At 72.4% G+C, this 26,265-nt stretch carries 25 protein-coding genes; 11 read left to right on the top strand and 14 right to left on the bottom strand.

All coding sequences use genetic code 11. From position 1 onward, the window contains the following. Positions 1-21 precede the first annotated feature (21 nt). The 10 genes from ACQ1X7_RS10710 to ACQ1X7_RS10755 form a co-directional block, all read right to left on the bottom strand. The gene (locus tag ACQ1X7_RS10710) at positions 22-1,707 is read right to left on the bottom strand and encodes an amidohydrolase (RefSeq protein ID WP_432478173.1); all 1,686 of its coding nucleotides are present in this window, start codon (positions 1,705-1,707) and stop codon (positions 22-24) included. A 156-nt stretch (positions 1,708-1,863) separates the two neighbouring features. Further along, positions 1,864-2,535: a fumarylacetoacetate hydrolase family protein gene (locus ACQ1X7_RS10715; protein ID WP_432478174.1), complete on the bottom strand. Its 672-nt coding sequence runs from the start codon at positions 2,533-2,535 to the stop codon at positions 1,864-1,866. Further along, entirely contained in the window at positions 2,532-2,963 is a 432-nt protein-coding gene (locus ACQ1X7_RS10720; RefSeq protein WP_432478175.1) for a cupin domain-containing protein, read from the bottom strand. Before ACQ1X7_RS10720 ends, ACQ1X7_RS10715 begins: the two co-directional genes overlap by 4 nt. Next, positions 2,960-3,853, bottom strand: coding sequence for an NAD(P)-dependent oxidoreductase (locus ACQ1X7_RS10725; RefSeq protein WP_432478176.1), 894 nt, complete (start codon positions 3,851-3,853; stop codon positions 2,960-2,962). Before ACQ1X7_RS10725 ends, ACQ1X7_RS10720 begins: the two co-directional genes overlap by 4 nt. A gap of 14 nt (positions 3,854-3,867) precedes the next feature. Next, positions 3,868-4,788, bottom strand: coding sequence for an alpha/beta hydrolase family protein (locus tag ACQ1X7_RS10730; RefSeq protein WP_432478177.1), 921 nt, complete (start codon positions 4,786-4,788; stop codon positions 3,868-3,870). Continuing rightward, positions 4,785-5,354 carry a carboxymuconolactone decarboxylase gene (locus ACQ1X7_RS10735; RefSeq protein ID WP_432478178.1) on the bottom strand — a complete coding sequence of 190 codons (570 nt, stop codon included), beginning with the start codon at positions 5,352-5,354 and terminating at the stop codon, positions 4,785-4,787. The genes ACQ1X7_RS10730 and ACQ1X7_RS10735 overlap by 4 nt, the downstream gene beginning before the upstream one ends. A gap of 10 nt (positions 5,355-5,364) precedes the next feature. Next, complete coding sequence (locus tag ACQ1X7_RS10740; RefSeq protein WP_432478179.1) at positions 5,365-7,389, bottom strand: molybdopterin cofactor-binding domain-containing protein; 2,025 nt, start codon at positions 7,387-7,389, stop codon at positions 5,365-5,367. Beyond that, complete coding sequence (locus tag ACQ1X7_RS10745; protein WP_432478180.1) at positions 7,386-7,841, bottom strand: (2Fe-2S)-binding protein; 456 nt, start codon at positions 7,839-7,841, stop codon at positions 7,386-7,388. The genes ACQ1X7_RS10740 and ACQ1X7_RS10745 overlap by 4 nt, the downstream gene beginning before the upstream one ends. After that, the gene (locus ACQ1X7_RS10750; RefSeq protein ID WP_432478181.1) at positions 7,838-8,500 is read right to left on the bottom strand and encodes a GntR family transcriptional regulator; all 663 of its coding nucleotides are present in this window, start codon (positions 8,498-8,500) and stop codon (positions 7,838-7,840) included. The genes ACQ1X7_RS10745 and ACQ1X7_RS10750 overlap by 4 nt, the downstream gene beginning before the upstream one ends. Continuing rightward, positions 8,497-9,000: a VOC family protein gene (locus ACQ1X7_RS10755; protein ID WP_432478182.1), complete on the bottom strand. Its 504-nt coding sequence runs from the start codon at positions 8,998-9,000 to the stop codon at positions 8,497-8,499. Before ACQ1X7_RS10755 ends, ACQ1X7_RS10750 begins: the two co-directional genes overlap by 4 nt. A 146-nt stretch (positions 9,001-9,146) precedes the next feature. Here ACQ1X7_RS10755 and ACQ1X7_RS10760 point away from each other — a divergent pair, with 146 nt between their 5' ends. From ACQ1X7_RS10760 to ACQ1X7_RS10805, 10 genes are all read left to right on the top strand, one after another. Continuing rightward, complete coding sequence (locus tag ACQ1X7_RS10760; RefSeq protein ID WP_432478183.1) at positions 9,147-11,327, top strand: alpha-ketoacid dehydrogenase subunit alpha/beta; 2,181 nt, start codon at positions 9,147-9,149, stop codon at positions 11,325-11,327. 1 nt (position 11,328) lies between these two features. Further along, the gene (locus ACQ1X7_RS10765) at positions 11,329-12,645 is read left to right on the top strand and encodes a 2-oxo acid dehydrogenase subunit E2 (protein ID WP_432478184.1); all 1,317 of its coding nucleotides are present in this window, start codon (positions 11,329-11,331) and stop codon (positions 12,643-12,645) included. Between the two features lie 57 nt (positions 12,646-12,702). Next, entirely contained in the window at positions 12,703-13,386 is a 684-nt protein-coding gene (locus ACQ1X7_RS10770) for a GntR family transcriptional regulator (protein WP_432478185.1), read from the top strand. 107 nt (positions 13,387-13,493) lie between these two features. Beyond that, the gene (locus tag ACQ1X7_RS10775) at positions 13,494-15,092 is read left to right on the top strand and encodes a phytoene desaturase family protein (protein ID WP_432478186.1); all 1,599 of its coding nucleotides are present in this window, start codon (positions 13,494-13,496) and stop codon (positions 15,090-15,092) included. Continuing rightward, positions 15,089-16,150, top strand: a complete 1,062-nt coding sequence (locus tag ACQ1X7_RS10780) for an alpha/beta hydrolase family protein (protein WP_432478187.1) — start codon at positions 15,089-15,091, stop codon at positions 16,148-16,150. Before ACQ1X7_RS10775 ends, ACQ1X7_RS10780 begins: the two co-directional genes overlap by 4 nt. A 136-nt stretch (positions 16,151-16,286) precedes the next feature. Beyond that, the gene (locus tag ACQ1X7_RS10785; RefSeq protein WP_432478188.1) at positions 16,287-17,537 is read left to right on the top strand and encodes an amino acid ABC transporter substrate-binding protein; all 1,251 of its coding nucleotides are present in this window, start codon (positions 16,287-16,289) and stop codon (positions 17,535-17,537) included. Then, complete coding sequence (locus tag ACQ1X7_RS10790; RefSeq protein WP_432478189.1) at positions 17,537-18,421, top strand: branched-chain amino acid ABC transporter permease; 885 nt, start codon at positions 17,537-17,539, stop codon at positions 18,419-18,421. The genes ACQ1X7_RS10785 and ACQ1X7_RS10790 overlap by 1 nt, the downstream gene beginning before the upstream one ends. Next, positions 18,418-20,295, top strand: a complete 1,878-nt coding sequence (locus ACQ1X7_RS10795; RefSeq protein ID WP_432478190.1) for a branched-chain amino acid ABC transporter ATP-binding protein/permease — start codon at positions 18,418-18,420, stop codon at positions 20,293-20,295. Before ACQ1X7_RS10790 ends, ACQ1X7_RS10795 begins: the two co-directional genes overlap by 4 nt. Next, positions 20,292-21,077, top strand: a complete 786-nt coding sequence (locus ACQ1X7_RS10800) for an ABC transporter ATP-binding protein (protein ID WP_432478191.1) — start codon at positions 20,292-20,294, stop codon at positions 21,075-21,077. The genes ACQ1X7_RS10795 and ACQ1X7_RS10800 overlap by 4 nt, the downstream gene beginning before the upstream one ends. 30 nt (positions 21,078-21,107) lie before the next feature. Continuing rightward, positions 21,108-22,145 (top strand): quinone oxidoreductase family protein, encoded by a 1,038-nt coding sequence (locus ACQ1X7_RS10805; protein ID WP_432478192.1) that lies wholly within the window; start codon positions 21,108-21,110, stop codon positions 22,143-22,145. Positions 22,146-22,164: 19 nt separating this feature from the next. Here the strand turns inward: ACQ1X7_RS10805 and ACQ1X7_RS10810 are convergent, their stop codons facing one another. The 3 genes from ACQ1X7_RS10810 to ACQ1X7_RS10820 are packed head-to-tail and all read right to left on the bottom strand — an operon-like array spanning position 22,165 to position 24,585. Beyond that, entirely contained in the window at positions 22,165-22,806 is a 642-nt protein-coding gene (locus ACQ1X7_RS10810; protein ID WP_432478193.1) for a maleylpyruvate isomerase family mycothiol-dependent enzyme, read from the bottom strand. 4 nt (positions 22,807-22,810) lie between these two features. Beyond that, entirely contained in the window at positions 22,811-24,256 is a 1,446-nt protein-coding gene (gene zwf / locus ACQ1X7_RS10815; RefSeq protein ID WP_432478194.1) for a glucose-6-phosphate dehydrogenase, read from the bottom strand. A gap of 29 nt (positions 24,257-24,285) precedes the next feature. Continuing rightward, entirely contained in the window at positions 24,286-24,585 is a 300-nt protein-coding gene (locus ACQ1X7_RS10820) for a hypothetical protein (RefSeq protein WP_432478195.1), read from the bottom strand. An 85-nt stretch (positions 24,586-24,670) separates the two neighbouring features. Between ACQ1X7_RS10820 and ACQ1X7_RS10825 the strand changes: the two genes are divergently transcribed. Beyond that, on the top strand, positions 24,671-25,111 hold the full coding sequence (locus ACQ1X7_RS10825) for an iron chaperone (RefSeq protein WP_432478196.1): 441 nt from the start codon (positions 24,671-24,673) through the stop codon (positions 25,109-25,111). 14 nt (positions 25,112-25,125) lie between these two features. On the opposite strand, the gene ACQ1X7_RS10830 is transcribed toward ACQ1X7_RS10825, so the two are convergent. Then, entirely contained in the window at positions 25,126-26,163 is a 1,038-nt protein-coding gene (locus ACQ1X7_RS10830) for a serine hydrolase domain-containing protein (protein WP_432478197.1), read from the bottom strand. Positions 26,164-26,265: the final 102 nt, after the last annotated feature.

Consider the following 26,265-nt stretch of genomic DNA (forward strand, 5'->3'; position numbering starts at 1 on the left):
GGCCCGGGACCCGGGCGGTGCTCAGCGCAGGTTCCGGTAGGGACCGGAGGACCACGAGACCTCGCCGCCGACGACCGTCAGCAACGGCCGGATCGAGCGGATGTCCTCGGCCGGGACCTGGAAGTAGTCCTGGTCGAGGACCAGCAGGTCGGCCAGTTTGCCGACCTCGAGCGACCCGACCTGGCCCTCCTGGTCGATCGTCCAGTCACACTCGACGGTCTGGTGGCGCAGCGCCTCGAGCCGGCTGAGCCGCTGGTCGGCGGGCACCCCCTCCACGCCGGGGAGCATGGTCTGGCCGGTGGTGACGTACCAGAGATTCTGGAACGGCTGCCACGGGGCGACGTTCATCGCGTCCGAGGCGAGGCAGAACTTGCCGTCCTGCTCGAGCACCGAGCGGTAGCGCGGCCCGTCGGCGCCGTTGCGCACCGAGGAGAAGGTGAGGATCCACCCGGCGTCGAGGGCCTTGGCGCGAGCGATCTGCTCGTCCGACGGCTGTCCGTCCGCGGGGTGGGCGATCCGCCACTCGAGGCCGTCCACGGGTGCGACGGAGGCGGCGGCCTCGAAGCCCGCCAGGATCGCCTCGATGTCGCCGACATGGGTCTCCAGGCTGAGCTGCTTGCGCGCAGCCATGGTCGTGAAGTCGGAGTAGCCGGCGTCGGTGGCCATCGTGTCCTCGCCCGGGCCGAGGTACTTGAACCAGTCGTCACCGAGGAAGCCGACCGCGTTGCGCAGGTCCTCCATGGCCGCGACCGGGCCGGCGTAGCGGGACATCTGGTGGTAGGCGATGCGGACCGGCAGCCCCTCGTTGCGGTAGAGGTACATGCCGGGCTCCTCGCCGTGGAGCCCGTCGCTGATCGCGCCGGTCGTGCCCCAGGGAGCGTTGTTGCCCCCGGCGTCCTTGATCGAGGTGAGCCCGCGGCTCGCGGCCTCGTCGAGGAAGTCGGAGAGGCACTGCGCCTCGCCCTCGATGCCCAGCTGGTCGAGCTGGGCCCGGATGGTCGCGCCTGCGGTGGTGTTGGCGGCGCCGGAGATCCCACCCGTGGGGTTGCCCGAGCCGTCGACCTCGACGCCCGGCGAGGACGCCGTCAGCCCGGCCGCGTCGAGCGCCGCCTGGTTGACGCGGGCTCCCGTGATCCCGGACCCGGTCACCCAGACCGGGTTGTCCGGCGCAGCTGCGCTGAGCTCGGCGAGCGTGAACGGAGCGGAGTCGTCGAGCTGGCCGATGTTCCAGCCGCCGGCGGTGGTCCAGATCCACGCACCGTCGGGAAGCTCGGCGGCCTTGTCGGCGTGCGCCTGGAGCGCCGCGGCCCGGGTGGTGACCTGGTCGAGCCGGACCGTCTGCGTCCAGCAGTGGTAGCCGGTGCGCAACGCGTGGAGGTGGCCCTCGATCAGTCCGGGGATGACGCGGCGGCCCTGGAGCTGGACGACCCGGGTGCCGGCGCCGGCGAGCTTGCGCACCTGCTTGTCCGTCCCGACCCGCACGATCCGACCGTCCTCGACCGCGAGCGCGGAGACGGTCCGGTTGCTCTCGTCGAGGGTGGAGATCTTGCCTCCGAGAAGCACCATGTCGACGGATCCGGGCGCCGCCGCCGGACGCGTGTTCTGAGCGGGACCTGCACTGGCGACGATGGTGGCCGTCGTGGCCAGCACCAGGGTCGAGGCGAGCACGACCGCCCCCCGCCACGGGGGAGTGAGAGTGGATTTCATGTCGGAACCGGGTGCTTTCTCCCCATGCATTGCCGGGGTGCAAACGTATGCACCATGAGTGACCTGTGATGCTAGTCACATGCTCACATGGGCGTCAACGAAGGGTTTCCGACGCACCCGACACGTGACAACCGATTGCGAGTCGGTGCCGATCTGTCACGCCTGGATGAGCACCGACAGCCCGCCCAGCTCGCCGCCGTCGACGTCGTACCGGCCGCTGGAGAGGCCGACGGGTGGGACCACCGAGCCGGTGATGACGACGTCACCGGCAGACAGGGCCTCGCCGCAGGCGGCGAGCGTTCCGGCGGTTGCGGCGAGCACCGAGCCCAGCTCGCCGGTGAGCTCCTCCGGCGCATCGGTGCCGGCGACCACCTCGCCGTCGTGCAGGACCGCGAAGGCCGACGACGACGGTCGCGACCCGACGAGCGGTCCGAGCACGAGGTGGCGATGGAAGATGTTGCCCGCCAGGATCCGCTCGACGTCGTCGGGGGTGTGGTCGATGTCGGCGAGCTCGATGGCCAGCGCCCACCCGTCGACCGCGGCGAGCGCGGCCTCGGGGGAGCTGCCGGGGCCCACGTCGTCGCGCAGGTGGACGGCGACCTCGGCCTCGAGCACGGCCCGGGTCCAGCCCGAGACCTCGACGGTGGCCCCGTCGGGCAGCAGCCGCTCGCGGGGGAGCACGCCGACCAGCGGGCGGTCGGTGCCGAGGGAGGCGAGCGCCGTCGGAGCGCCGAAGCCCAGCTTCCAGCCGACCAGCCCCGCGCGTGACGGTACGCCGGCCAGCAGTCCCGTCGTACCCCGCAGGATCCTCTGGTCGAGGTCGCTCACGACGGGTCGTCGAAGTCGTCGTCGGGGTCGGGGAGCCCGTAGCCGGCGGCAGCCAGCGACCCGGCCCCGCTCCAGCCCCAGATCAGCAGCACGTCCTCGTCACCGGTGTTGACGAAGCCGTGCCAGTTGCCGCGCGGGGTGAAGATCACGTCGCCGGCCCGGGACGGCTCGCGACCGGTGTTGGTGTGGACCTCACCCCGTCCGGACATCACCACCAGGAACTCGTCGGCGTCGGTGTGCAGGTGGCGGTCGTGGCGAGCGCCCGGTGGCAGCACGGTCCGGCCGACGGTGAGGCCGTCGGAGTCGCCGCGCTCGGAGTTGACGAGGTACTGCACCTGCATGTCGACCCAGCCCTCGTCCTCGCGCAGGTTCTGCTCGAGGGGGACGTCGTGGATCGTCGTGCGGAAGGGCGGGCGCGGGTCGGTCATCGGGTCACTCCTGCAGCTCGTCGGTAGACGTCGGCCACGCTCACCAGGAAGTCGCGGTCGGCCAGGTCGCTGCTGCGCGCCGCGCTGAGCATCTCGCTCGCGGCCGAGCAGGTCGGCACCATCGCCCCCAGCCTCCGGCCCAGGTCCTGGGCCAGCACCAGGTCCTTCTGCTGCAGCTCGACGTCGGCGTAGACCGTGTCGTCGTCGACCAGCAGCGGCGCCCGGTAGCCGATCACCGGCGAGGCGATGACGCTCTTCAGCGCCGCGTCGACCACGGCAGCCCGGTCGACGCCTGCCTTCTCGACCAGGGTGACCGCCTCCGCGAACGCCGTCACCGACACCACGAGCGAGAGGTTGATGGCGACCTTGGTGAGGATCGCGTGGCCGTTCGGGCCGATGTAGGTGACCTTCGGGCCGATCGCGTGCAGCAGCCCCTCGACCCGGTCGTACGCCGCCCGGTCGCCGCCGACCATCACCGACATCTGGCCGGCGGCCAGGGTGGCCGGGCTGCCCGACACGGGCGTGTCGAGGTAGCGCGCACCGGTCGCGGCGACCTCCTCGGAGAGCCGGACGCTGGCGTCGGGGGCGATGGTGCTGAGGTCGGCCCAGACCTTCCCCGGGCCGAGCCCGGCGAGCAGGCCGTCGTCGCCCCGGGCGGCACCCTCGATCGCCGCGGTGTTGGTCAGCATCGTGAAGACGACCTCGCAGCCGGCGGCCACCTCGCGGGGCGTGTCGGCCCAGCCGGCGCCGGCGGCGAGCAGGTCGTCGGCCCTGCTTCGGGTGCGGTTCCAGACGACGACGTCGTGGCCGGCGTCCATGATCCGGCGGGCGATGCCGCTGCCCATCGCGCCGAGGCCGACGAAGCCCACGCGTCCGATCGGACGGTCCATGCCGTGCTCCTCCATCAGGTGTTGTGCCGGTCGAGGAAGTCGACGACCACGGCGAGCGCCTCGCGCTGCACCTCGTCGACCTCGGGGGTCTCGTCGCCCTCCGGGTAGAGGTAGCCGTGCACGTCGTGCGACCACGAGCGCCACTCCGCGTCCTCACGGCGCTCGGCGAGCAGCTCGTAGGTGAGCCGGAAGATGCCCTGGAGCTCGTCCTCCTCGCGCCCGAGGACCAGCACCGGGATGTCAACCGCGTTGAGTCGCGCGGCCACCTCCTCGGGGTCCGCGACGCGGCTCCTGGCCCGGTCCACGCCACGGATCTCCATGCTCTCGATGTCCCGCAGCCCGCCGTCGCTGGTGACGGTCGGCTCGTCCTCGAGCCGCAACGTGAGCAGCTCGTGGCACGCCGGCTCCGCGGCGACCCCGGCGCGCAGCAGGCCCGGGTAGTGCGACAGCAGCTTGAACAGCATCTCGCCGGCATGGCTGACGCCGACGTGGAACAGCCGCTCCGCATCGATGTCGGGACGGGCGGCGGCGTCGCGGAGCACGGCGACCTCGTCCTCGTACTCCAGCGGGGCGCGGTTCATCAGGCCCATGCCCTGCCGCACGGTCGTGCGCAGGCGGCCGCCGTTCTGGTAGCCGAGCTCGACCTCGGTGCGGTAGCGGATCCAGGCGCAGGCGTAGCCGGCGTCGAGCAGCACGTCGGTGACGTGCCGGTAGCGGTGGACCCGGTCGCGCAACCAGGCGAGGCCGCCGCCGCCGTTGCCGTAGGCGACCACCACGAACGGGTGGGGCCCCGGGCCGTCGGGCAGGCGGAGCGCGTAGGGCACGTAGAGACCGTCGAGGGTCTCGGCCAGGAGGTACTGCGCCGGTCGGTCCGAGCCGGCCACTGGCTCGACCTGGAGCGGAGCCGGCGCCGTGGCGACGTCGGCGGTGGTCACCGCGCGACGCCCTCGGCCAGCCCGGCCGTCGAGTCGATCCCGTCCACGTCGTACTCCTGGTGGCCGATGCCGAGCAGCCGGATCCACGACTGCTGACCGAAGGTGAGAGCCACGAAGCAGCCCAGCTCGACCAGCTCGCGCTCGTCGAAGTGCTGGTGCAGCCGCGACCACAGGCCGTCGAGGTCCTGCTCGCCCCAGGCGATCGCCTGCGCGTAGGCCAGGGCCGCCTTCTGGCGGTCGTCGTACGACGCGGAGGACTCGAAGTTGAGCAGGTCGTCGTCGGCGTACTCCGGGAGACCGGCCGTCGACGAGCGCTGGTTGCCGCAGAACTGGCAGTTGGTCGTGCGGGTGATGTAGAGCCGGCACAGCTCCTTCACGGCGTGGTCGAGCTCGCCGGTGCGGAAGGTCGCGTGCCAGTATTCGGTGAAGGTCTTGAAGACCTCCGGGGCGTGTGCCCGTACCGCCGACGACTCGGGGCGCGGGGTGCCGTCACGGGCGCAGCGCTCCATCTCGGCGCGCATCACCTCGTCCATCTCCGACATCGGGACGTAGCTGATCCTGGGCATCCTTCTCTCCTCACTCGGACTGTTCGATGACACGGACGACGGCCTCGGCCGTCAGCGGCAGGTGGCGGACGCGCACGCCGAGCGCGCGGTGGACGGCGTTGGCGATCGCGGCGGACGTCGGTCCCTGGGCGGCCTCGCCGGCCCCCACGGCGGGGGCGTCGCTCTCGACCAGGTGGACCCGGACCTCCGGGACCTCGGTGAACCGCAGCAGGGGGTAGGCCTCCCAGTCCACCGAGAGCAGCCGACTGCGGTCGAAGCGCACCCGCTCGCGCACCGTCCAGCTCGTCGCCTGGACCGCGCCGCCCTCCAGCTGGTTGCGGACGCCGTCGGGGTTGATCACCTCTCCGACGTCGGCGACCACGGTGAGCCGGCGTACCCGGACCTCGGCGGTGGCCTCGACCTCGGCCAGCACGGCGCAGTAGGCGCCCCGGTCCTTGTAGCGGGCGAACCCGAGGCCGCGCCCCACGTCCCCGTCGGTGGTCCCGTCCCAGTGACCCAGCCGGGCGGCCGTCTCGACGACGTGCGCCGCCCGCGGGTCGGACAGGTGGGCGAGCCGGAAGGCGAGCGGGTCGACGCCGGCCGCGTCGGCCAGCTCGTCGACGAAGCTCTCGATCGCGAACACATTGAGGTGGGCCCCGAGCGCGCGCATCGCGGAGGTACGCAGCGGCGAGTCGGTCTTGCGGTGGCCGGTCACGGCTCGGGCGCCGACGTCGTACAGCGGGACGGCGTTGCGGGTGGTGCCGCCGCCGGCGGCCAGGGGTGGGTCGGTCGGCGGCGGGAGGGCCACTGGTGTGGCGAGGTGGGCGCCGGCCAGCAGTCCGGGCGCACCTCGGAACCCGGGCCGCGAGGAGTGTCCCGGGCCCCACACGTCGTAGCGCCAGCCGGTGATCCGGCCCTCGGTCACGGTCGCGGACGCCGTCGCGCTCATCGCCGGTGCGAGCGGGCCCCAGGCGAGCTCGTCGGGGCGGGTCCACCGCAGCAGCACCGGCCGGCCCGGAACGGTCCGCGCCAGCAGCGCGGCGTCCAGCGCGGCGTCGTCGGCAGCGTTGTGGCCGTAGCACCCGGCGTTCTCGACGTGCTCGACCTCGACCCGGTCGGGCTCGAGCCCCAGGGTCGCCGCGAGCGCGTCGCGCAGCGCGTGGATGCCCTGGCTGTGCGACCACACCCGGAGCCGGTCGCCGTCCCAGCGGGCGAGCGCGGCACTCGGCGCGATGGAGGCGTGCAGCAGGAACGGCCTGCCGTAGCGCGCGGAGAGGGTCGCGGTCGCGTGGTCCGGCGCACCCTCCTCGTCGAGGACCGGCACCTCCTCGTGCTGCCCCGACCGGAGCCAGCCGTCGAGCTCGTCCTCGTCGGGCAGCAGCTCCTGCTCGTCCCACGTCGCGGCGGCTCGCAGCTCCTCCAGCCCGCGGTCGACGTCGGCCTCGCGCTCGCCGACGACCCCGAGGAACGACCCGTCCCGCACCAGCGTCACCCCGGGGGCCTTCCAGCCCTCGGGGACCTCGCGCAGCGCGGCGCCGACCGACGGCGGCCGCAGCACCCGGGCGTGGAGCAGCCCCGGTGGCCGCAGGTCGGCGAGGTAGCGGGGTCGGCCCAGCACCTTGTCGGGGAGGTCGAGCCGCGACGCGCTGTAACCGACCGCCACCGGCTCGGCCGGTGCGGCGTCGGCGGCGTACGCGCGCAGGTCCAGGTCCGGGTCCAGCCCGGCGAGCCGGGCGAGGTAGGGGTCGAGCGGGTCCGTGGGCCCGGCCAGGCCACGGACCACAGCCCCCAGGTGTCGCAGCGCCGGCGTCGACTGGAGCACCGACAGGCTGCCGGCCGTCAGCCCCTGGTCGGGGCCGAGGGCGGTGTGGGCGGGCACCATCCGCACCCGCGCCAGGGGTACGCCGAGCGCGTCGGCGGCGACCTGGGCCAGTGCGGTCGTGATGCCCTGACCCAGCTCGACCTTGCCGATCCGCACCCGCACCTGGCCGTCGGCCACCGACAGCCAGCTGCCGAGCCTGGGGTTGGCCCGGACGTGCGCGGGGAGCTCGGTCACTCTGCCTCCTGCGCGGCGAGCACGGCGGCGACGATCCGGCCCTGGGCGCCGCACCGGCACAGGTTGCGGTCGAGCGCCTCGGCCACCCGCTCGGCGTCGGCGTCCGGCTCCTCCTCGAGCAGGGCGGCCGCGCGGACCACGATCCCGGAGATGCAGAAGCCGCACTGGGCGGCCTGCCGGTCGAGCAGGGCCTGCTGGACCGGGTGGGGCGACCCGTCGTGGGACAGTCCCTCGACCGTGGTCACCGACTGGCCCTCGGCCTGCCACACCGGCGTCTGGCACGACGGCACCACGGCGGCACCGAGCCGCACGAAGCAGGCGCCGCACAGTCCCTGGCCGCACCCGAACCGGGTGCCGACCAGGTCGAGGTCGTCGCGCAGCACGGTCAGCAGGGGGGTGTCCGGGTCGCCCTCGACGGTGACCGGGGCACCGTTGACGACGAGCCCGGTCACGTGAACACCTCGGGGTGCAGCCCGAGCTCGATCCGGGTGCGGCGGATGTGGCCACCGAGGAAGCGCTCGCCGTCGTCGGCGTCGCGGCGTACGACGGCGTCCAGGATCAGCCGGTGCTCGGAGTTGACCACCCACATCCGGCTGCGCCCCCCGAGCGCGACGAAGCTGCGGCGGTAGGGCTGCGTGGAGTTCCAGAGCCGGGTCACGTTGGACATCAGCGGGTCGATGGTGCAGCCGGAGTAGGTGAGCATGTGGAACTCGCGGTCGAGGTCGAGGAACTTCTCGAGGTCACCGTCCTGGAGGTCCTCGATCCGCTGCTGCACCTCGGCGAGCTGCTCGTGGTCGCCCTCGGTCAGCTGGGGCAGGCTCTCGGCGAGCGCCAGCGGCTCGAGCCGCTCGCGCATCCGGTAGATCACGTCGACCTCGTGCTGGGACAGACGCGGCACCCGCGCTCCCTTGTGCGGCGCGTGCTCGGTGAGGCCCTCGGCCTCGAGCATCCGCAGCGCCTCGCGCACCGGAAGCCGGCTGGCGCCGAGCCTCGCGGCGACCTCCTCCTGCCGGATCCGGTCGCCGGGCCGCAGCTCGCCGCCCAGGATCGCCTCCCGGAGGTACGCCGCCACGCGGGTGCTGCCGATGCCGGTGCTCTCGTCGGTGCTCATGACCGTGGATTCTCCCGGTCCCACTTCTTCCCGCCCGGCGCCGAGACCAGCTCCATCTGCAGGCCCCAGGGCGCCCGGAAGTAGATCCACCGGTTGCCCTCCGCCGGGCCGCGGCTGGCGGTCGGGCCGGCGAACACCTCGACGTCGTGCTCCCGCAGGTGGTCGATCGCGGCGTCGAGGTCGTCGACGTAGAGGGCGATGTGGTGACCGCCGACGTCGCTGTTGCGCGGCCGTACCACCTGTTGGTCGGGGGAGGAGTAGTGGAAGACCTCGAAGTGCTGCTCGCCCAGCCGGAACCAGCGGTTCTCGACCATCACCGCGCGGGGGTGGACGTCGAGGTGGGTGGCCATCCAGTCGTCGTCCCGGTCGGGGTGGGAGAACGGGCCCAGCGAGTAGAGGTAGTCGCAGCCGAGGACGTCCACGAGGAACCGGTGGGCCTGCTCGAGGTCGGGGACGGTGAGCCCGACGTGGTCGAGCCGCCGGAGGCCGGGCAGTCCCATCTGGCACCTTTCTGGATCCGAAATGCCGAGCCCGCTCAGCAAACCACGCGTCATCGTGTGGTGTCCATCACTCCCAACTCTGGATTTTGGATCCAACCCTGTGCCACAGTGCAGGCGCAGCCGAGCCGCAGTCGAGGGAGGGACCCATGCCCCAGCACCGCCCGCTCCAGCCCGCGGCCCCGTGGGTGGCGGTCGTCTCCGGCGACGACGACTGGGACGCGGCCGACCCTGCGCTGCTGCGTACGTTCCTGGCGCAGCTGGTCTGGATCCGCGCCTTCGAGCAGCACGTGCTCGACCTGGCGGGGGCGGGCCTGATCCACGGCCCCGCCCACTCGAGCATCGGCCAGGAGGGCGGCGCCGTCGGTTCGGTGCTGGCCCTCACCAGCGCCGACTCGGTCAACGGATCCCACCGGGGCCACCACCAGTTCCTCGCCAAGGCGCTCCACCACGTCGAGCCCAAGGGCATCGACCCGCTCGCGCCGCCCACCGAGGAGATGCGCGAGGTGCTGCTGCGGACGCTTGCGGAGATCGCCGGGCTCGACCGTGGCTGGAGCCACGGGCGCGGCGGCTCGATGCACCTCCAGTGGAAGGCCGCCGGCGCGATGGGCACCAACGCCATCGTCGGCGGTGGGGTCCCGCAGGCCGCCGGCTTCGCCTTCGCCCACCAGCGCTCCGGCACCGACGCGGTCGCGGTGACCTACTTCGGCGACGGGGCCGTCAACATCGGCTCCACGCTGGAGACGATGAACCTCGCGGGCGCCTGGTCCCTCCCGGTGTGCTTCTTCATCGAGAACAACCGGTACGCCGTCTCCACCTCGGTCGAGGAGGCGACGGCCGAGCCGCGGCTGTCGGCCCGCGGCCCGGGCTTCAACCTGGCCTCCTGGAAGGTCGACGGCCAGGACCCGCTGGCCGTCCACCTGGCGATGACCGAGGCGGTCCACCACATGCGCCGCGGCGGGGGTGCGACCGTCGTCGAGGTCGACACCTACCGCTACTTCCACCAGAACGGCGGGTTCGCCGGAAGCGCCTTCGGCTACCGCACCAAGGAGGAGGAGAAGGCCTGGCGGGAGCGCGACCCGATCACCGTCACCGCGGCGCAGCTGCAGCGGATCGGTCTGCTCGGCGAGGGTGGCGCCGAGGAGGCGCTCGCGCAGGCCCGGGCGGTCATGGAGGAGATCGGCAGCACCCTGCTGGAGCCGCTGCCCGGCGGCAAGCCCGGCCAGCGGCGGATCCGCGAGTCGGAGTGGCCCGACCCCGCGTGGGTCGACGTCGGCGTGCGCGGGGACCTCTCCGAGCTCGCCGACGCGCCCGTCGTCGCCCCCGAGGGGCACGCGGTCGCGGTGCAGGACGGCACGCTGGTCGAGTCGATCGCCGCCGTGCTCGGCCGCCGGATGGAGACCGACCCCGGGGTCGTCGTCCTGGGCGAGGACGTCCACCGCCTCAACGGCGGCACCAACGGCGCCACCCGCGGCCTGCGCGAGCGGTTCCCCGACCGGCTGCTCGGCACCCCGATCAGCGAGAACGCCTTCACCGGCCTCGCCCTCGGCATGGCCCTCGACGGCCGGTTCACCCCCGTCGTGGAGTTCATGTACGCCGACTTCATGTGGGTGGCCGCCGACCAGCTCTTCAACCAGGTCGCCAAGGCCCGCCACATGTACGGCGGGGGCGGCGCCGTACCGCTGGTGCTGCGCAGCAAGGTGGCCATGGGCACCGGGTACGGCTCCCAGCACTCCATGGACCCGGCCGGGATCTTCGCCACCTCGGCGGGGTGGCGGATCGTGGCGCCGAGCACGCCCTACGACTACGTCGGCCTGATGAACACCGCGCTCCGCTGCGAGGACCCCGTCGTCGTCCTCGAGCACGTCGACCTGTACAACGCCGTCGGTCCCGCGCCCGTCGACGACCTCGACTACTGCCTGCCCGTGGGCAAGGCGGCGGTGCGCCGGACGGGGGACGACGTCACGATCCTGAGCTACCTCGGCATGGTGCCGTTCGTGCTGGAGGCGGTCGAGGAGTTCGGGCAGGTCGACGCCGAGGTGATCGACCTGCGCTGGCTCGACCGGGCCAGCATCGACTGGGACACCGTCGAGGAGAGCCTCACCCGGACCAACCAGGTGCTGATCGCCGAGCAGGGGGCGGTCGGCACGTCGTACGGCGGCTGGCTGGCCGACGAGATCCACCGCCGCTTCTTCGACCTGCTCGACGCCCCCGTGCGCCGGGTCACCGGCGCCGAGGCCTCACCCAGCATCAGCAGGGTGCTCGAGCGTGCGGCGATCGCCCAGAGGGACGAGGTCATCGCCGAGCTCACCGAGATCGCGCGGTACTGACGTGACGCGGCTGCTGCGGATGCCGGGCCTGGCGGCCAGCGACACCTCGGGGGTGCTCGCCGAGTGGCTCGTGGCCGAGGAGGCGTCGTTCGCCGACGCCGACGCGCTGGCCACCGTCGAGACCGACAAGGCGCTCGTGGACATCGAGGCCGAGGGTGGCGGCGTCGTGCTCAAGACGCTGGTGCGGCCCGGCTCCCAGGTCGACGTCGGTGCCCCGATCGCGGTGCTCGCCGACCCGGGCGAGCAGGTGGCCGACCTCGACGCTCTGCTCCGTGAGCTCGGGGTGGCCGGCCCCGACCACCAGGCCACCGACCCCGTCGTCCCGCAGCGCCGGGACGTCCCCGACACCGACCCGGGCTCGGGATCCCCCGTGCCCGAGCCCGGGCCGGTCACCACGCCGACGCCGACCCCCGACGAGACACCGGCGCCCGCGCCGGCGACCTCCAACGGCCGGGTCTTCGCCAGCCCGCTGGCACGCCGGCTGGCCCGCGACGCCGGCATCCCGATCGAGGAGATCACCGGCACCGGCCCCCGCGGCCGGGTGCTGCGGCGCAACGTCGAGGCGGCCGTCGCCGCCCGTGCCGCGAGCCCCGCCCCGTCTCCGCCCGCCGCCGGGTCCCCTGAGGCGGCGGGCGGATTCCACGACGAGCCCCACAGCCGGATGCGTCGACTCACGGCCGAGCGGCTCGTCGCCAGCAAGCGGGAGGCGCCCCACTTCTACCTCCGGGCCACGGTCCGGGTGGAGCGGCTGCTCGCGTTGCGCGCCGACCTCAACGAGACGCTCGACGGAGTCGTCAAGGTCTCGGTCAACGACCTGGTCGTGAAGGCGGTCGCCGCCGCGCACCAGCGGGTCCCCGAGCTGAACGTCACCTGGACCGACGCCGCCGTACGCCGGTGGGCCGAGGCCGACATCGCCCTCGCGGTGGCCACCGACCGCGGGCTGGTGACGCCGGTCGTGCGCGACGTGGGCGGGCACACGATCTCCTCCCTCGCCGCGGCCGTCCGCGACCTCGCCGAGCGCGCCCGCGCCGGCCGGCTGCGACAGGGCGAGCTCGAGGGCGGGTCGATCACGGTCACCAACCTCGGCATGTACGGCGTCGAGGAGTTCGCCGCGATCATCAACCCCCCGCACGCCGCGATCCTCGCGGTCGGCGCGGTGCGTGAGGAGCCGGTCGTCGCCGACGGCGCGATCGTGCCCGGCTCGGTGATGACGCTGACCCTGTCGGTCGACCACCGTCCGGTCGACGGCGTCGTCGCCGCGCGCTGGCTCGCGGCGTTGACCGGGCTCCTGGAGCGACCCGTGGGGCTGCTCGCCTGAGCCCGTGGTCGTCGTCGACCCACAATCGATTCCGCGCCTGAGGTTAGACTCTGCGCCGTGGTCCGCCGCGGAGACAGCGACAGTCTCGCCCTCGAGGTCTACGACCGGCTGCGCTCGGACATCCTGGAGCGGCAGGTGCAGCCGGGCGAGCGGCTCAAGCAGCTGGAGATCGGCCGGAGGCTGGGGGTCAGCGCCGGCGTGATGCGCGAGGCCCTCAACCTGTTGTCCGCCCAGGGGTTGGTCCGGATCGAGCGGAACCGTGGCTTCTTCGTGGCCGACCTCTCCCCGGAGACCTTCGCCGAGGTGATCGAGGCCCGCTGCGTGATCGAGGGGGCCACGCTGCGGCTCTCGGTCAGCCGCGGTGACGTCGCCTGGGAGGCCGACGTGGTTGCCGCCCACCATCGCCTGGCGCGCGAGCCGCGCGCGCCGGAGGGCGCGGGAGGTGACCGCAACCCGGCGTGGGCGCGGGCGCACGCCGACTTCCACCGCACGCTGCTGCGGGCCTGTGGCAATGCTCCGATGCTCGCCGTCTGCGAGCGGTTCTGGGACGCCACCGAGCTGCACCGGGTGTGGGTGCCCGACCCCGACCCCGACCGGGACGTCGCAGGGGAGCACCGCGCCATCCTCGAGGCCGTCCTCTCGCGCGACGCCGAGCGTGCCGGGGCGCTGCTCGAGGCCCACATGGCGATGCCCGACGGGGCCGCGAGCGCGGAGCGGTCCCGCACGGGGGATGGCTCATAGAATCGATTCCTCTCTGGTAATCGACTCTTGCCCGAGACCGACTGCTGGTCCTACCCTCGTCACAATCGATTGCGGCGACTGCCGCGCCCGGGCTGGGGAGGCCACTGATGACCGAGACCGTCGACTTCGTGATCGCCGGGGGTGGGCACAACAGCCTGATCACCGCCGCGTACCTCGCCCGCGCGGGCTACTCGTGCGTGGTGCTCGACGCCCGCAGCATCCCGGGGGGAGGCGCCGCCAGCGAGGAGCTGCTCGACCCGGGCTACCGCTTCGACAGCTGCTCCACCGGGCACACCCTGATCCAGGCGAACCCGCTGCTCGCCGACGACGAGCTGCGGTTGCTCGCCGACTACGGCCTGGTCTACGACATGCCGGACCCGATCGCCCACGTCGTGCTGCCGGACGGCAGCCCGTTCACCAGCTGGCTCGACCTCGACCGCACCGTGGAGCAGTTCGCGCGCTACTCCCGCACCGACGCCGAGACCTACCGGCGGATGATCGAGGACTACGGCGCCATCTCGGGGCTGGTGCGCGACGCCAGCTTCACCCCGCCCGGCTACGGCACCCCGTTGCCGACCGCACTCGAGCAGCACCCCCGAGGTGGCCGGTGGTTGCGCCGGCGGTTGATGACCGCGGCCGACGTCATCGACCGCGAGTTCGAGAACGAGCACGTCAAGGCCTACCTCGCCTGGCAGGCCTTCCAGACCGCCCAGCCGATCGACGGCGGGGGCACCGGCATGCTGGCCATCTCGATCCAGGCGGGTCGCCAGAAGCGCAGCTGGACCATCCCGCGTGGCGGGTCCGGCGCGCTCACCGACGCGCTCGTCCGGTGCCTGGACGACCTCGGCGTCACGGTGGTCTGCGACACCACGGTGACCGAGCTGGTGCTCGAGGGCGGCAGCTGCGTCGGCGTACGGACCGCCGACGGCGAGACCTACTGCGCCCGGGAGGGTGTGGTCTCCACGATCCACGTGCGGCACCTGACCGAGATGGCGCCCCGGGAGGCGTGGGACGACGACTGGCTCTTCGGGATCTCGACCTACGACCTGGGCCTGTCGGCGTTCGCGATCTACCTCGAGACCGACGCCCCGCCGGTCTTCGAGACCGAGGGCGTCTCGCAGGCGGCCGTCTCGGCCGGCACCGTCGGCTGGCTCCGCGACGTCGTGCAGTACGGCCGCGACCTCAAGGACGGCCGGTTCGTGACCGAGGTCCCCTGGCTGCTGGTCGCGACCCCGACCCTGGTGGACCCGTCGAGGGCCCCCGAGGGACACCACACCGTGAAGCTGCTCAGCATGCAGCAGCCCGACCCGCCCGAGGGGACGTCGTGGGAGGAGGCCAAGGAGGAGCACGCCCAGCGGCAGCTGGCCCACATCCGCCGGATCGTGCCCAACCTCGCCGAGGAGCACGTGGTGGGCCGGCTGGTGAAGAGCCCGCGTGACATCGAGCGTGGCAACCGCCACATGGTCGACGGCTCCTTCCACGGAGGGGAGCGCGGGATCGCCCAGATCGGGGGGCTCCGCCCGGCGCCGCGGTGGGGTCAGCACCGGACGCCGATCCCGGGGCTCTACCAGACCGGTGCGACCACCCATCCCGGTGGTTCGATCACCGGAGCCCCCGGGCGCAACGCCGCCCGGGTCATCCTCGACGACCGGGGCTCCAGCCTCGCCGAGGTGATCGCATCGCGACCGCGAGCGGTGGCCCGATGACCGACGCCAGGGTCGCGGCGGCGATCGAGCACTGGGCGCCGCGGTTCGTCCAGAACGGCGTCGACCACAACGACTTCGTGGCCACCACGGCCCGGGTCGCGACGTGGGAGGACTGGCTGCCCGAGTGGAGCCGGACCGCGGAGCGCCACGAGCGCGAGGCGCAGGAGTGCGAGTCGCGCGAGCGCACCCTGAGCGCCGGGCACGCCTGGCTGCGCGCCGCGGTGTGCCACCACTTCGGGAAGTTCGTCTGGATGGTGGACCGGGACCTCAGCGCCGAGGCCGGCGAGCGCTCGGTGGCTGCCTTGCGGCGCGCACACGCCCACCTCGACCCCACCGCCGAGCGGGTCACCGTCCCGCTCGAGGGGGCCCGGGTCGTCGGCAACCTGCGCCGACCGCCCGGCGTGGACCGGCCGCCCCTGGTGGTCCTGGTGCCCGGGCTGGACTCCACCAAGGAGGAGTTCTTCTGGCTCGAGCAGTCCTTCCTGGACCGGGGGATGGCCACGGTGTCGCTCGACGGTCCCGGGCAGGGGGAGACCGCCGCGCTGCTGCCGGCCCGCCACGACTACGAGGTGGCGGTGACCGCCGTGCTCGACCTGCTGGAGGGGCGCGAGGACCTCGACCTGTCGCGTACCGGGCTCTACGGGGTCAGCCTCGGCGGCTACTACGCCCCACGAGTGACCGCGCACGAGCCACGGGTCCGGGCGATGGTGGCGATGGCCGGCCCCTACCGCTGGGGCGACCTGTGGGACTCCCTCCCGCCGATGACCCGGGAGACCTGGACGGTGAAGTCGCACGCGGGCTCCTCGGCGGAGGCTCGCGACCGGGCGGCGGCGCTCGACCTCACCGACGTCTGCGAGCAGATCGCGGTGCCGACCCTCTACGTGACCGGCAAGCTCGACCGGCTGGTGCCGTGGGAGCAGACGCGCCAGCAGGCCGAGTCCACTCCCGGGGCCGAGCTGATCGCCTACGACGACGGCAACCACGGGTGCTCCAACCTGTCGGTCTCCGTGCGGCCGATGATGGCCGACTGGATGAGCGAGCACCTGACCCCCCGCTGACGCGACGTGTCCACAACCGTTTGCATCAATCGAGGAAACCTGGCGGGCAAATCACCCCCTGACCCTTGACACGATGTGGCGGCGGTCACAACACTGAGGGTGCCGCAATCGATTGCGGCTTCACCGAGGAGGAAGTATGGCGAAGATCTCCCGGCGCCGCGGCCTGGTGGCCACGGCCCTGACGGGTGTGTTGGCCGTCGGCCTCGCCGCCTGTGGCGGCGACGACGGCGACGGCGACAGCGGCGGCGGTGACGGTGGGGAGGGTCCGATCCGGATCGGGACCTCGCTGCCCCTGACCGGCGAGTTCTCCCAGCCCGGCCAGGCGGCGGAGCAGGGGTACGAGGTCTGGCGGGAGATGATCAACGCCGAGGGCGGGCTGCTCGGCCGCGAGGTCGAGCTGGTCGTCAAGGACGACGCCTCCAACCAGAACACGATCGTGGCCGACTACAACGCCCTGATCAGCCAGGAAGAGGTGGACCTCCTCCTCGGGACCTTCTCCTCGCTGCTCAACCTGCCGGCGTCGGCCGTGGCGGAACGCAACCAGATGCTCTACGTCGAGCCGGCCGGCGGCTCCCCCGAGATGTTCAGCCGGGGCTTCAAGTACCTGTTCTTCACCCAGCAGGCCACCGCCGACCTGCAGGGCAAGCTCTTCGCGGAGTACCTCGTGGGGCTCCCGGAGGGTGAGCGGCCGGAGACGGCTGCCTACCCCACCATCGACGACCCCTTCGCCACGCCGGCGGTCGAGGGGATGCGCGAGATCATGGAGGCGGGCGGCATCGAGACCGTCTACACCGAGACCTACGCCATCGACACCAAGAACTTCGACTCCATCGTGACCTCCATGAAGGCTGCCGACCCCGACGTCGTCGTGCACGGCGCGGTCTTCGAGGACGGCGTCGGCCTGGTGCGCGCCATGCTCAAGGCCGACTTCCAGCCGCAGTGGCTCTACCAGACCACCGCGCCCTCGCTGGGTGAGCAGTACGCCGAGGCGATCGGCCCCGAGAACACCGAGGGCATCCTCTTCGGCATCAGCCACGCCCCGAGCGCCAACACGCCCGGCAACGAGGAGTTCGTCGCCAAGTACGAGGAGATGTTCGGTGGCGAGCCGCCCGAGGACGCCGCCGACGCCTTCGCGTCGGGCCAGGTGCTGGCGGCGGCGGTGGAGGCCGTCGGTGACGTCGAGGACCAGACCGCGATGGCGGACTGGCTGCGCGAGAACTCGGTCGAGACCATCCTCGGTGACCTGAGCTGGAACGAGGACGGCTCCCCGACCGGTGAGTTCCTGATCGGGCAGTGGCAGGGTGACACGGTGGAGTTCGTGCTTCCCGAGGACATCGCCACGACCGACGAGTTCGTGCAGGGCTGGAAGCCCGGCGGCAGCGGCTGATGACCGAGCTGCTCCAGACACTCGCCCTCGGCCTGCTGCTGGGCGGGGTCTACGCCCTGGCAGCGAGTGGGTTGACCCTGATCTTCGGGGTCATGAAGGTGATCAACATCGCGCACGGCGCGTTCGTGGTCCTGGCCGCCTTCATCACCTACTCGCTGTGGGACGCCTTCGACCTCGACCCGCTGCTGGCGATCGTCGTCACGACCCCGGTCGTGCTCGCGCTCGGCTGGATCACCTACAAGGTGGTCGTGTCGCCGATCCGGACCGCGCCGATGTCGTCGACGGTCCTGCTCACCTTCGGCCTGGCCCTGGTGCTGGAGGGTGCGATGGGCACGATCTGGGGCAACAACTCCACGGCGATCAGGCCGTCGTACGCCGACGAGTCGTTCACCTTCGCCGGGCTCTTCCTGCCCAAGGCGCAGGTCTACGGCGGCCTGATCGCGGTGCTCGTGCTGGTGCTGCTCTGGGTGGTGCTGACCAAGTCGTGGCTGGGGCGGGCCATCCGGGCGGCGGCCAGCAACCCGTCCTCGGCCGAGCTGGTCGGCATCAAGGTCGCGGCGGTCGCCGCGCTCGTGTTCGCGCTCGGCATCGCCGCGGCCGGTGCGGCCGGAGCGATCACCGGCGTGCTCTACCCGTTCGTCCCCGGCTCGCACTACCAGTGGATCGCCCGCCTGCTGGCGATCGTGGTGCTCGGCGGGCTCGGCAGCCTCAACGGGGCGGTGCTCGGGGCCGTGCTGTTCGGACTGGCCGAGACCTTCACGGCCGCCTACTGGTCGCCCTCCTGGGCGACCGCGGTCCCGTACGCCGTGGTCTTCGCCGTGCTGCTCGTCCGGCCGCAGGGCCTGATGGGCACCCGACTGAGAGAGGATGCGGTCACCACATGACCACCACCCCCGCCGAGGGAGTGACCCCCGAGCCGGCGGGCCCGACCGCCCGTCGCCTCGACCCCGTCCTGTGGAGCGGGCGCGCCGTCGGGCTCGTGGCCGCCTGCGCCCTGGTCGCCTTCCCGCTGGTGAGCGACGACCTCTACTACCAGAACATGATCATCCTCTCGCTGGTCTTCGCCATCGGCGCCAGCGGGCTGAACATCATCTCGGGCTTCGCCGGCTACATCTCGCTGGGCCAGGGAGCCTTCGTGGGGCTCGGCGGCTACACCATCGGCGTCCTGGCGACGCGGATGCCCGACACCAGCCCCTGGCTGTTCGTGCCCTTGGCGGGGCTCGTGGCGGCCGTCGTGGCGCTGGTGCTGGGCTTCGTCTCGCTGCGCTCCAGCGGACCTGCCTTCGTGATCATCACGGTCGCGTTCCTCTTCCTGGTCCAGGTCTTCGCGGTCAACTGGGACTTCCTGACCAACGGCACGGCCGGGCTCACCCTGCCGCTGCCCGACTGGGATCCCGATCTGGGCAACCTGCCGTTCTACTACGCGCTCGTCGCGATCCTCGCGCTGCAGCTGCTGATGACGTGGTGGATCCGGCGCTCCAAGCTCGGCATGGGCCTGATCGCCATCCGCGAGGACGAGAGCAAGGCCGCCACGATCGGCATCAACCTGCCGACCGAGAAGATCATCGCCTTCATGGCCAGCACCCTCTTCGTCGGGATGGCCGGTGCGGTCTACGGCTACTACCTGACCTTCATCGACCCCCGTGGCATGTTCAGCATCCTGGTCAGCGTGCAGCTGGTCCTCTCGATGCTGATCGGGGGGAAGGCCACGCTGTGGGGACCCGTGCTGGGCGCCTTCCTGGTCGAGTACCTCAACGAGACCGCCAACAACGACTGGGGTGGCGGCAACATCCGGCTCTTCCTCTTCGGTGGGTTGCTGGTGGCGGTCGTGATCTTCCTGCCCAAGGGCATCCTGCCCGCCATCGAGTCGGTCCTGTACTGGCTGCGCACCCGGGGCAAGGCCGGGCTGGTGGGCGCCCGCATCGGGACCGGCGGCAGCCTGGCCTCCCTCACCGACCGGGTCCGGCTCGTCGACCGCGACCAGCTCCCGGACCGCCCGCTGCTCGAGGTCAAGGACCTCAAGCGCCACTTCGGCGGGGTCAAGGCCGTCGACGGGGCCAGCCTGGTCGTGCCGGAGGGGTCGATCACCGGGCTGATCGGGCCCAACGGCTCGGGCAAGACCACCTTGTTCAACCTCATCGACGACACCATCCGTGCCGAGTCGGGGGAGATCTGGCTCGACGGCCAGCGCATCGACGGGAAGAAGTCGTGGGAGCGCGCGCACCTGGGGCTGGGCCGCACCTTCCAGATCACCCGGCTGTTCCGGGAGATGACCGTGCTCGAGAACGTCGTCGCCGTGCAGCGCTCCTTCTCCGTCTCCGGTCTCGGCCGGATCGCGGTCAGCGGCAAGGAGGCGCAGGCCGCCGAGGAGCTGCTGGAGTTCGTCGGCATGCGGGACTTCCGCGACCAGCGGGCGCACGCACTGTCCTACGGTCAGCAGAAGCTGGTCGAGCTCGCGCAGATCCTGATGCTCGATCCCAAGCTGATCATGCTCGACGAGCCGGCCGGTGGCATCAACCCCGTGCTCATCGAGCGGATGGGCGAGATGATCCGCGAGCTCAACTCGTACGGCAAGACCTTCCTCATCGTCGAGCACAACATGCCGTTCGTGCTCGGGCTGTGCGACCCGGTGCACGTCCTGGGGCGCGGTCGCACCATGGCGTCGGGGACGCCGGAGGAGATCAAGCGCGATCCCGCGGTGATCGACGCCTACCTGGGCGACGACTTCGTGGCCGAACCGAAGGTGGTGCAGGGATGAGCAGCGACGCGGACGCAGTGCCCATGCTCCGCATGCAGGGTGTGGTGGCCGGCTACGGCGGTGGCGACGTGCTCCAGGGGGTCGACATCACCGTCCCCCAGGGCGCGGTGGGGTGCATCGTCGGACCCAACGGCGCCGGCAAGTCCACGGTGCTGCGGACGGTCAGCGGGTTGCTGACGCCGCGGCTCGGTGAGGTGCACCTCCGGGGCGAGCCGATCCACACCTGCTCGGCGGCCACGATCCTCGAGAAGGGGATCTCGCAGGTCCCCCAGTCCAACGCGCTCTTCCCGTCGATGTCGGTGAGGGAGAACGTCCTGCTCGGGGCGTACATCATCCGGCGCGACAAGGCGCTCATCAAGGAGCGCTACGACCAGGTCGCCTCGCTCTTCCCGATCGTGGCCGACCGCAGCAACGAGAACGCCGGCAACCTCTCCGGTGGCCAGCGGCGGATGGTCGAGTTCGCGCGCTCGCTGATGCTCGACCCGGTGCTGCTGCTGCTCGACGAGCCGTCGCTCGGCCTGGACCCCAAGGCGCTGCAGGTCCTCTACGACTCGGTGCTGCTGCTCAGCCAGAGCGGCAAGACGATCCTGCTGGTCGAGCAGAACGTCCGCTTCGGCATGCGGATGGCCACCGACGGGATCGTGATGGAGAGCGGCAAGGTGATCACCCAGCGGCCGGCCGCCGACGTGCTCTCCGACCCGGACCTGGCGACGATGTACTTCGGCGGCACGGTGTCGGAGACCGCCGTCGAGGACACCGCCGTCCCCTCGACGACGACCTGAGGCACGTCGACGACGATGCCGGCCGGTGAGATGTGGGCAGCTGTCGTCCGGGAGGCCGGCCGGGTGCCCGAGCTCGCCCGGGTCGCGGTCCCGGACCCCGTGACCACGGTCCCTCCCGGCTTCCCGATCGAGCACGCGGACGCCCCTGCCCGGGTGCCGGGCGAGCGGGCGGCGTCGCTGGTCGCGGTCACCTGCGCGGCGCTCAACCCGATCGACCTGCACGTGGCGTCGGGCGGCTTCTTCCAGGGTCCGCCACAGGTGCCGTACGTCCCCGGCGTGGAGGGCGTGGGCCGCGTGGTCGAGTCGGCCGGCCACCCGGTCGGCACCCGGGTCCGCTTCGAGCTGGGTCACCCCGGGTACGGCGCCGACGGTGCGCTGGCCGACTACGTCGTCGTCGACGACGCCGGCCTGGTCGCCCTGCCCTCGACGGTCGACGACGAGGACGCGGCGGCCCTCGGGGTCCCGGGCATCACGGCCGCGCGGGCGCTCGACGCGGCCGACCTCGTCGAGGGCGAGACGGTGCTGGTCCTCGGCGCCACCGGCGCGGTCGGTGCGGTGGCGGTGCAGCTCGCCCGGCAGCGCGGTGCCGGCCGGGTCGTGGCGGCCGGACGGGACGCGGAACGGCTGGCCCGGGCAGAGGAGCTGGGCGCGGACGCCGCTGTCGTGCTCGACGACCGGCCCGCCGGCGAGCTGGCCGCGGAGCTGCGGGAGGCCTCCGGGGGAGGGGTCGACGTGGTGGTCGACCCGCTGTGGGGGACCCCGGCGGTCGCGGCCCTGCAGGCGGGACGCTTCGGCGTCCGGCTCGTCAACGTCGGACAGGCGGCGGCGACCAGCGTCGAGATGCCGTCGGTGCCGCTGCGCGGCCATCGCGCCACCGTGCGCGCGACCTCCACGGCGATGGACGACTTCGGCGTCCGCCGTGAGCGCTACCGCGAGGTGCTCGACCACCTCGCCGCGGGCCGGCTCCGGCTCGACCACGTGGCCCACCCGTCCACCGCGGTGGCCGAGGCGTGGGAGGCGCAGCGATCCTCACCCGGCGTACGGCGACTGGTGCGGTGGGGTGGGTGAGCCTCAGCGGCGGACCGCCTCACAGCACGGTGAAGCCGGCGGCGAGCCCGCCGCGACCGGTGAGGGCCCGCAGCACCGACCAGGCCCCTGAGGCCTCGGCCGCGAGGCCGGAGGCGAAGGTCGTCGCGACGGTCCGGGCGGCGACGTCGGCCGGTGGCTCGACCCCGATCGCCCGCGCCAGGTCGTCGCCGTGGACGACCAGCTCGAACACGCGGGTCGGCAGGTAGTCGGCGAGTCGCATCACGCCGGCCGGTGTGTCGACGGGGGCGTCGTCCGGGTGGCCGGCGACGGCGGCGAGGGCGGCATCCCGCCGGCGACGTACCTCCTCCACCGGGGCGTCGCCGAGCTCCCGTCCCGCCGCCCGGCCGCGTTCGGTGATGGCGGCGGGGTCGGCGTGCGCCATCGCGAAGACCGCCGCGTAGTCGAACGGGTGGCCCAGCTCGACAGTCCTTCCGGCACCGCTGACGAGGTAGTCGGTCACGGTGACGAACGAGCGCGTGGTGTGGCCGAGCAGGTCGCGGACCGTCCAGTCGCCCAGCGCGGGATCGTCCCACGCGTCGGCGGACACCTGCTCGGCCAGCACGACCAGGTCGTCCCCGGCCGCGGCGTACGCCTCGCGCACGCCGGTGGCGTCGAAGCCGACGGGGCGTGGGCCGGCCACGCGCTCAGGCTCCCGCGACGTTGGGGTCCCGCCAGCTGCGCTCGAACGGCAACCGCCAGGTGAACGGAGCGACCAGCTGGTGGATCTGGTTGGGCCCCCAGGAGCCGGGCGCGTAGGGGCGGACCACCGGCGGGTTCTCCAGCAGCGGGGTGGAGATGTCCCAGAGCCGCTCGATGCCCTGCGCCGAGGTGAACAGCGTGTGGTCGCCGCGGACGGCGTCGTGGATCAGCCGCTCGTACGCCTCGAGCACCGAGCCGGCCCAGCCGGTGTCGTGCATCGCGAACTGCATCGACAGCTTGTCCAGCTGCATCCCGGGCCCGGGACGCTTGCCGTAGAAGGACAGCGACATCCGCGACTCGTCGGCGAGGTCGAAGGTCAGGTGGTCGGGCCCGTGGTCACCGACGCCGGAACGGGCCGGGAACATCGAGCGCGGCGGCTCCTTGAAGGCGATGGAGATGATCCGCGCCCCCTCCGCCATCTTCTTGCCGGTGCGCAGGTAGAACGGCACCCCGGCCCAGCGCCAGTTGTCGATGAAGCACTTGAGCGCCACGAACGTCTCGGTCTCGGAGTCCGGGTCGACCCCGGCGAGGTCGCGGTAGCCGGTGTACTGGCCCCGGACGACGTCGTGGGGCTCGATCGGCAGGATCGAGCGGAAGACCTTGTTCTTCTCCTCCGAGATCGCCGCGGGCTCCAGCGCGGTGGGCGGCTCCATCGCGGTGAAGGCGAGCACCTGGAACAGGTGGGTGACGACCATGTCGCGGTAGGCGCCGGTCGCGTCGTAGAAGCTGGCCCGCTGCTCCAGACCGAGCGACTCGGGGACGTCGATCTGGACGTGGTCGATGTGGTGACGGTGCCAGATCGGCTCGAACAGCCCGTTGGCGAACCGGAAGGCGAGGATGTTCTGGGCCGCCTCCTTGCCGAGGAAGTGGTCGATCCGGAAGATCTGGTCCTCCTCGAACACCTCGTGCAGCTGCTGGTTGAGCTCGATCGCGGAGGCCAGGTCGGTGCCGAACGGCTTCTCCATGATGATCCGGCTGCGCTCCGCGAGCCCGGCGTCGCGGATCTGGTGCACCACGGACAGCGCGGCCTTCGGCGGGACGCTGAGGTAGTGGAGGCGCCGCGGGCTGGTGCCCTCCGGCCAGTCCGCCTCGACCTTCTCGACCGTCTTCCGCAGACCCGGGGCTTCCTCGGTGCCCGGGGCCCAGTGCAGCAGCGGGGCGAACTCGGGCCAGGCCTCGGTGTCGTCGTCGCTGCCGAACTCGTGGACGGCGTCCCGGGCGAGGTCACGGAAGCTGTCGGTCGTGTGCTCGTCGAGGGAGGTGCCGACGACCCGGATGTCGCGGAGCAGCCCGCTCTTGAACAGGTGGAGCAGGCCCGGCAGCAGCTTGCGTCGGCTCAGGTCTCCCGTGGCGCCGAAGAGGACGACGGTGGTCGGTTGCTCGGTGGGCACCGGACCAGACTAGGCGTGGTCGGTGCCGTTCAGCGACGCATCAGCCCCTGCAGGTCCTCGAGGGCCATCGTGTCGACGAGGGGGTCAGCGTGCCGGTGCACGAGCTGCCACTCCTCACCGACGCGACGGTGGACGTGGGTGATCCGCAGCGACAGGTCCTGGTCCGGGCGTCCCTCGACCCGACCGTGCTGCCGCTCGACCATGGCCACGACGAGGGTGTCGCCCCACGCGTGCGTCTCGACGTGGTCGAGACGGCTGGCGGGGCCGCCGTACGGCGCGAGCAGGGTGAACGGCTCGGAGTGCGGGACCAGCTCGGGGTCGCGCTCCATCTCGCGCGCGGCGCGATGTTCCGGCGGACCCAGGTCGGTCAGGAATCGAGAAGCCGGACGACGGCGCCGTGGCTAGCGTTGAGTCATGACCACGAAGAGCACGAAGTCAGGGTTCACCGATGCCGAGCGCGCCGCGATGAAGGAGCGGGCCGAGGAGCTGCGCGCCAGCGGCCGCGGCGGCAACAAGAAGGCCGAGGAGGCGCAGGCGCTGCTCGACAAGATCGCCGAGATGCCGCAGCCCGACCGCGGCTACGCGGAGCGGATCCACGCCATCGTCACCGAGGTCGCCCCGGAGCTCCACCACAAGACCTGGTACGGGATGCCGGCGTACTACCTCGACGGCAAGCCGGCGATCTTCTTCCAGCCCGCGTCCAAGTTCGACGCGCGCTACGCGACCCTCGGCTTCAACGACCCGGCGATGCTCGACGACGGCAACATGTGGCCGACCGCGTACGCCGTGGTCGGCATGAGCGAGGCGGAGGAGGAGCAGGTCCGCGCGCTGGTGAAGAAGGCCGTCTCGCGCTGAGCCCATCCGACTCCCTAGTCGAGTGCCTCCCAGATCGCTTCGCTGCGATCTTGGTCGCCCATGCCGCGGGTGACGTACGCCGCGGCGTACTCGTCCCGCAGCGACCACCACGCCACGCAGCCGCCGGCGCCGCCCATGCCGAGGTCGTCGTCGTCCCGCTGGAAGCCGAGGGTCCACGTCACCTCGCGGTCGAGGAGCAGGTCGCGGCCGTGCGCCTGGCCGGTGAGGTAGTCGGCGTGGAGGGCGGGGCCGAGCAGGGCGGCGACCGGACCGTCGGACGGGACCAGGTCGGCGTAGGAGCGGGCCAGGCCGCGGGCGCTCGCGTGCATCGCGATCGCGGGGAAGCTGGTGGTCCGGAACCGGTCGCTGTTGAGCACGGCCGGGTCGTACAGGCCGGGCGGACGGCCCAGCGCAGGCCCCCAGCGCGGGTCGGTGAGGTAGTCGCCGGGCCAGTCCGGCAGTGCCACGACGTCGGCGACCCGGCCGAGGTCCGCGTCGCTGACCCGGAGGTGGACGTCCCAGCCGTGGGCGTCCGCGATCCGGGCGAACCGGTCGGCGAGGTCCTCGCCGGTGGCGGCCCGCACCACCGCGTCGCACAGGTGGCCGTAGGTGATCGCGTGCTCGGCCACCGCAGCGCCGGGGACGTGCGCGGGCTCGGCCTCGGCCAGCAGGCGCGTCAGCGCCACCCGGTCGTCGAAGGCGAGGTCCGCGGCTGCCGGCGGGAACGACGGCAGCCCTGCCGCGTGGCTGAGCACCTGCCGGACGGTGGTCGCCTCCTTGCCGCGGACGCCGTACGCGGGCCACACCTCCGCGACCCGCTGGTCCAGCCCCAGCGCGCCGGCGGCCACCGCCTCCAGCACGGTGAGCGCCGCGAACGGCTTGGCCACCGACCACGTCATCACCAGGGTGTCGGGTGACCACGGTCGCTCGCCGTCGGCCGTCCCGACGCAGTGGTCGACCTCGACGCGACCCTCCCGGATCAGGCAGACCGCGCCGCCGGGCTCCCGCCCGGACCCGGCCCAGTCCTCGAGCAGCGCGACGACGGGGTGCACGGCCCCATCATCCACGGTGCGGCGTCGCCCACCCGCGGCAGAACATCGGGGCGGGGTGGTTTCGAGACGGTTGCTGCGCAACCTCCTCAACCACCGGGGGGA

Origin of the sequence: Nocardioides sp. GXQ0305 (genome assembly GCF_050880345.1) — a bacterium.
Taxonomy (GTDB): domain Bacteria; phylum Actinomycetota; class Actinomycetes; order Propionibacteriales; family Nocardioidaceae; genus Nocardioides.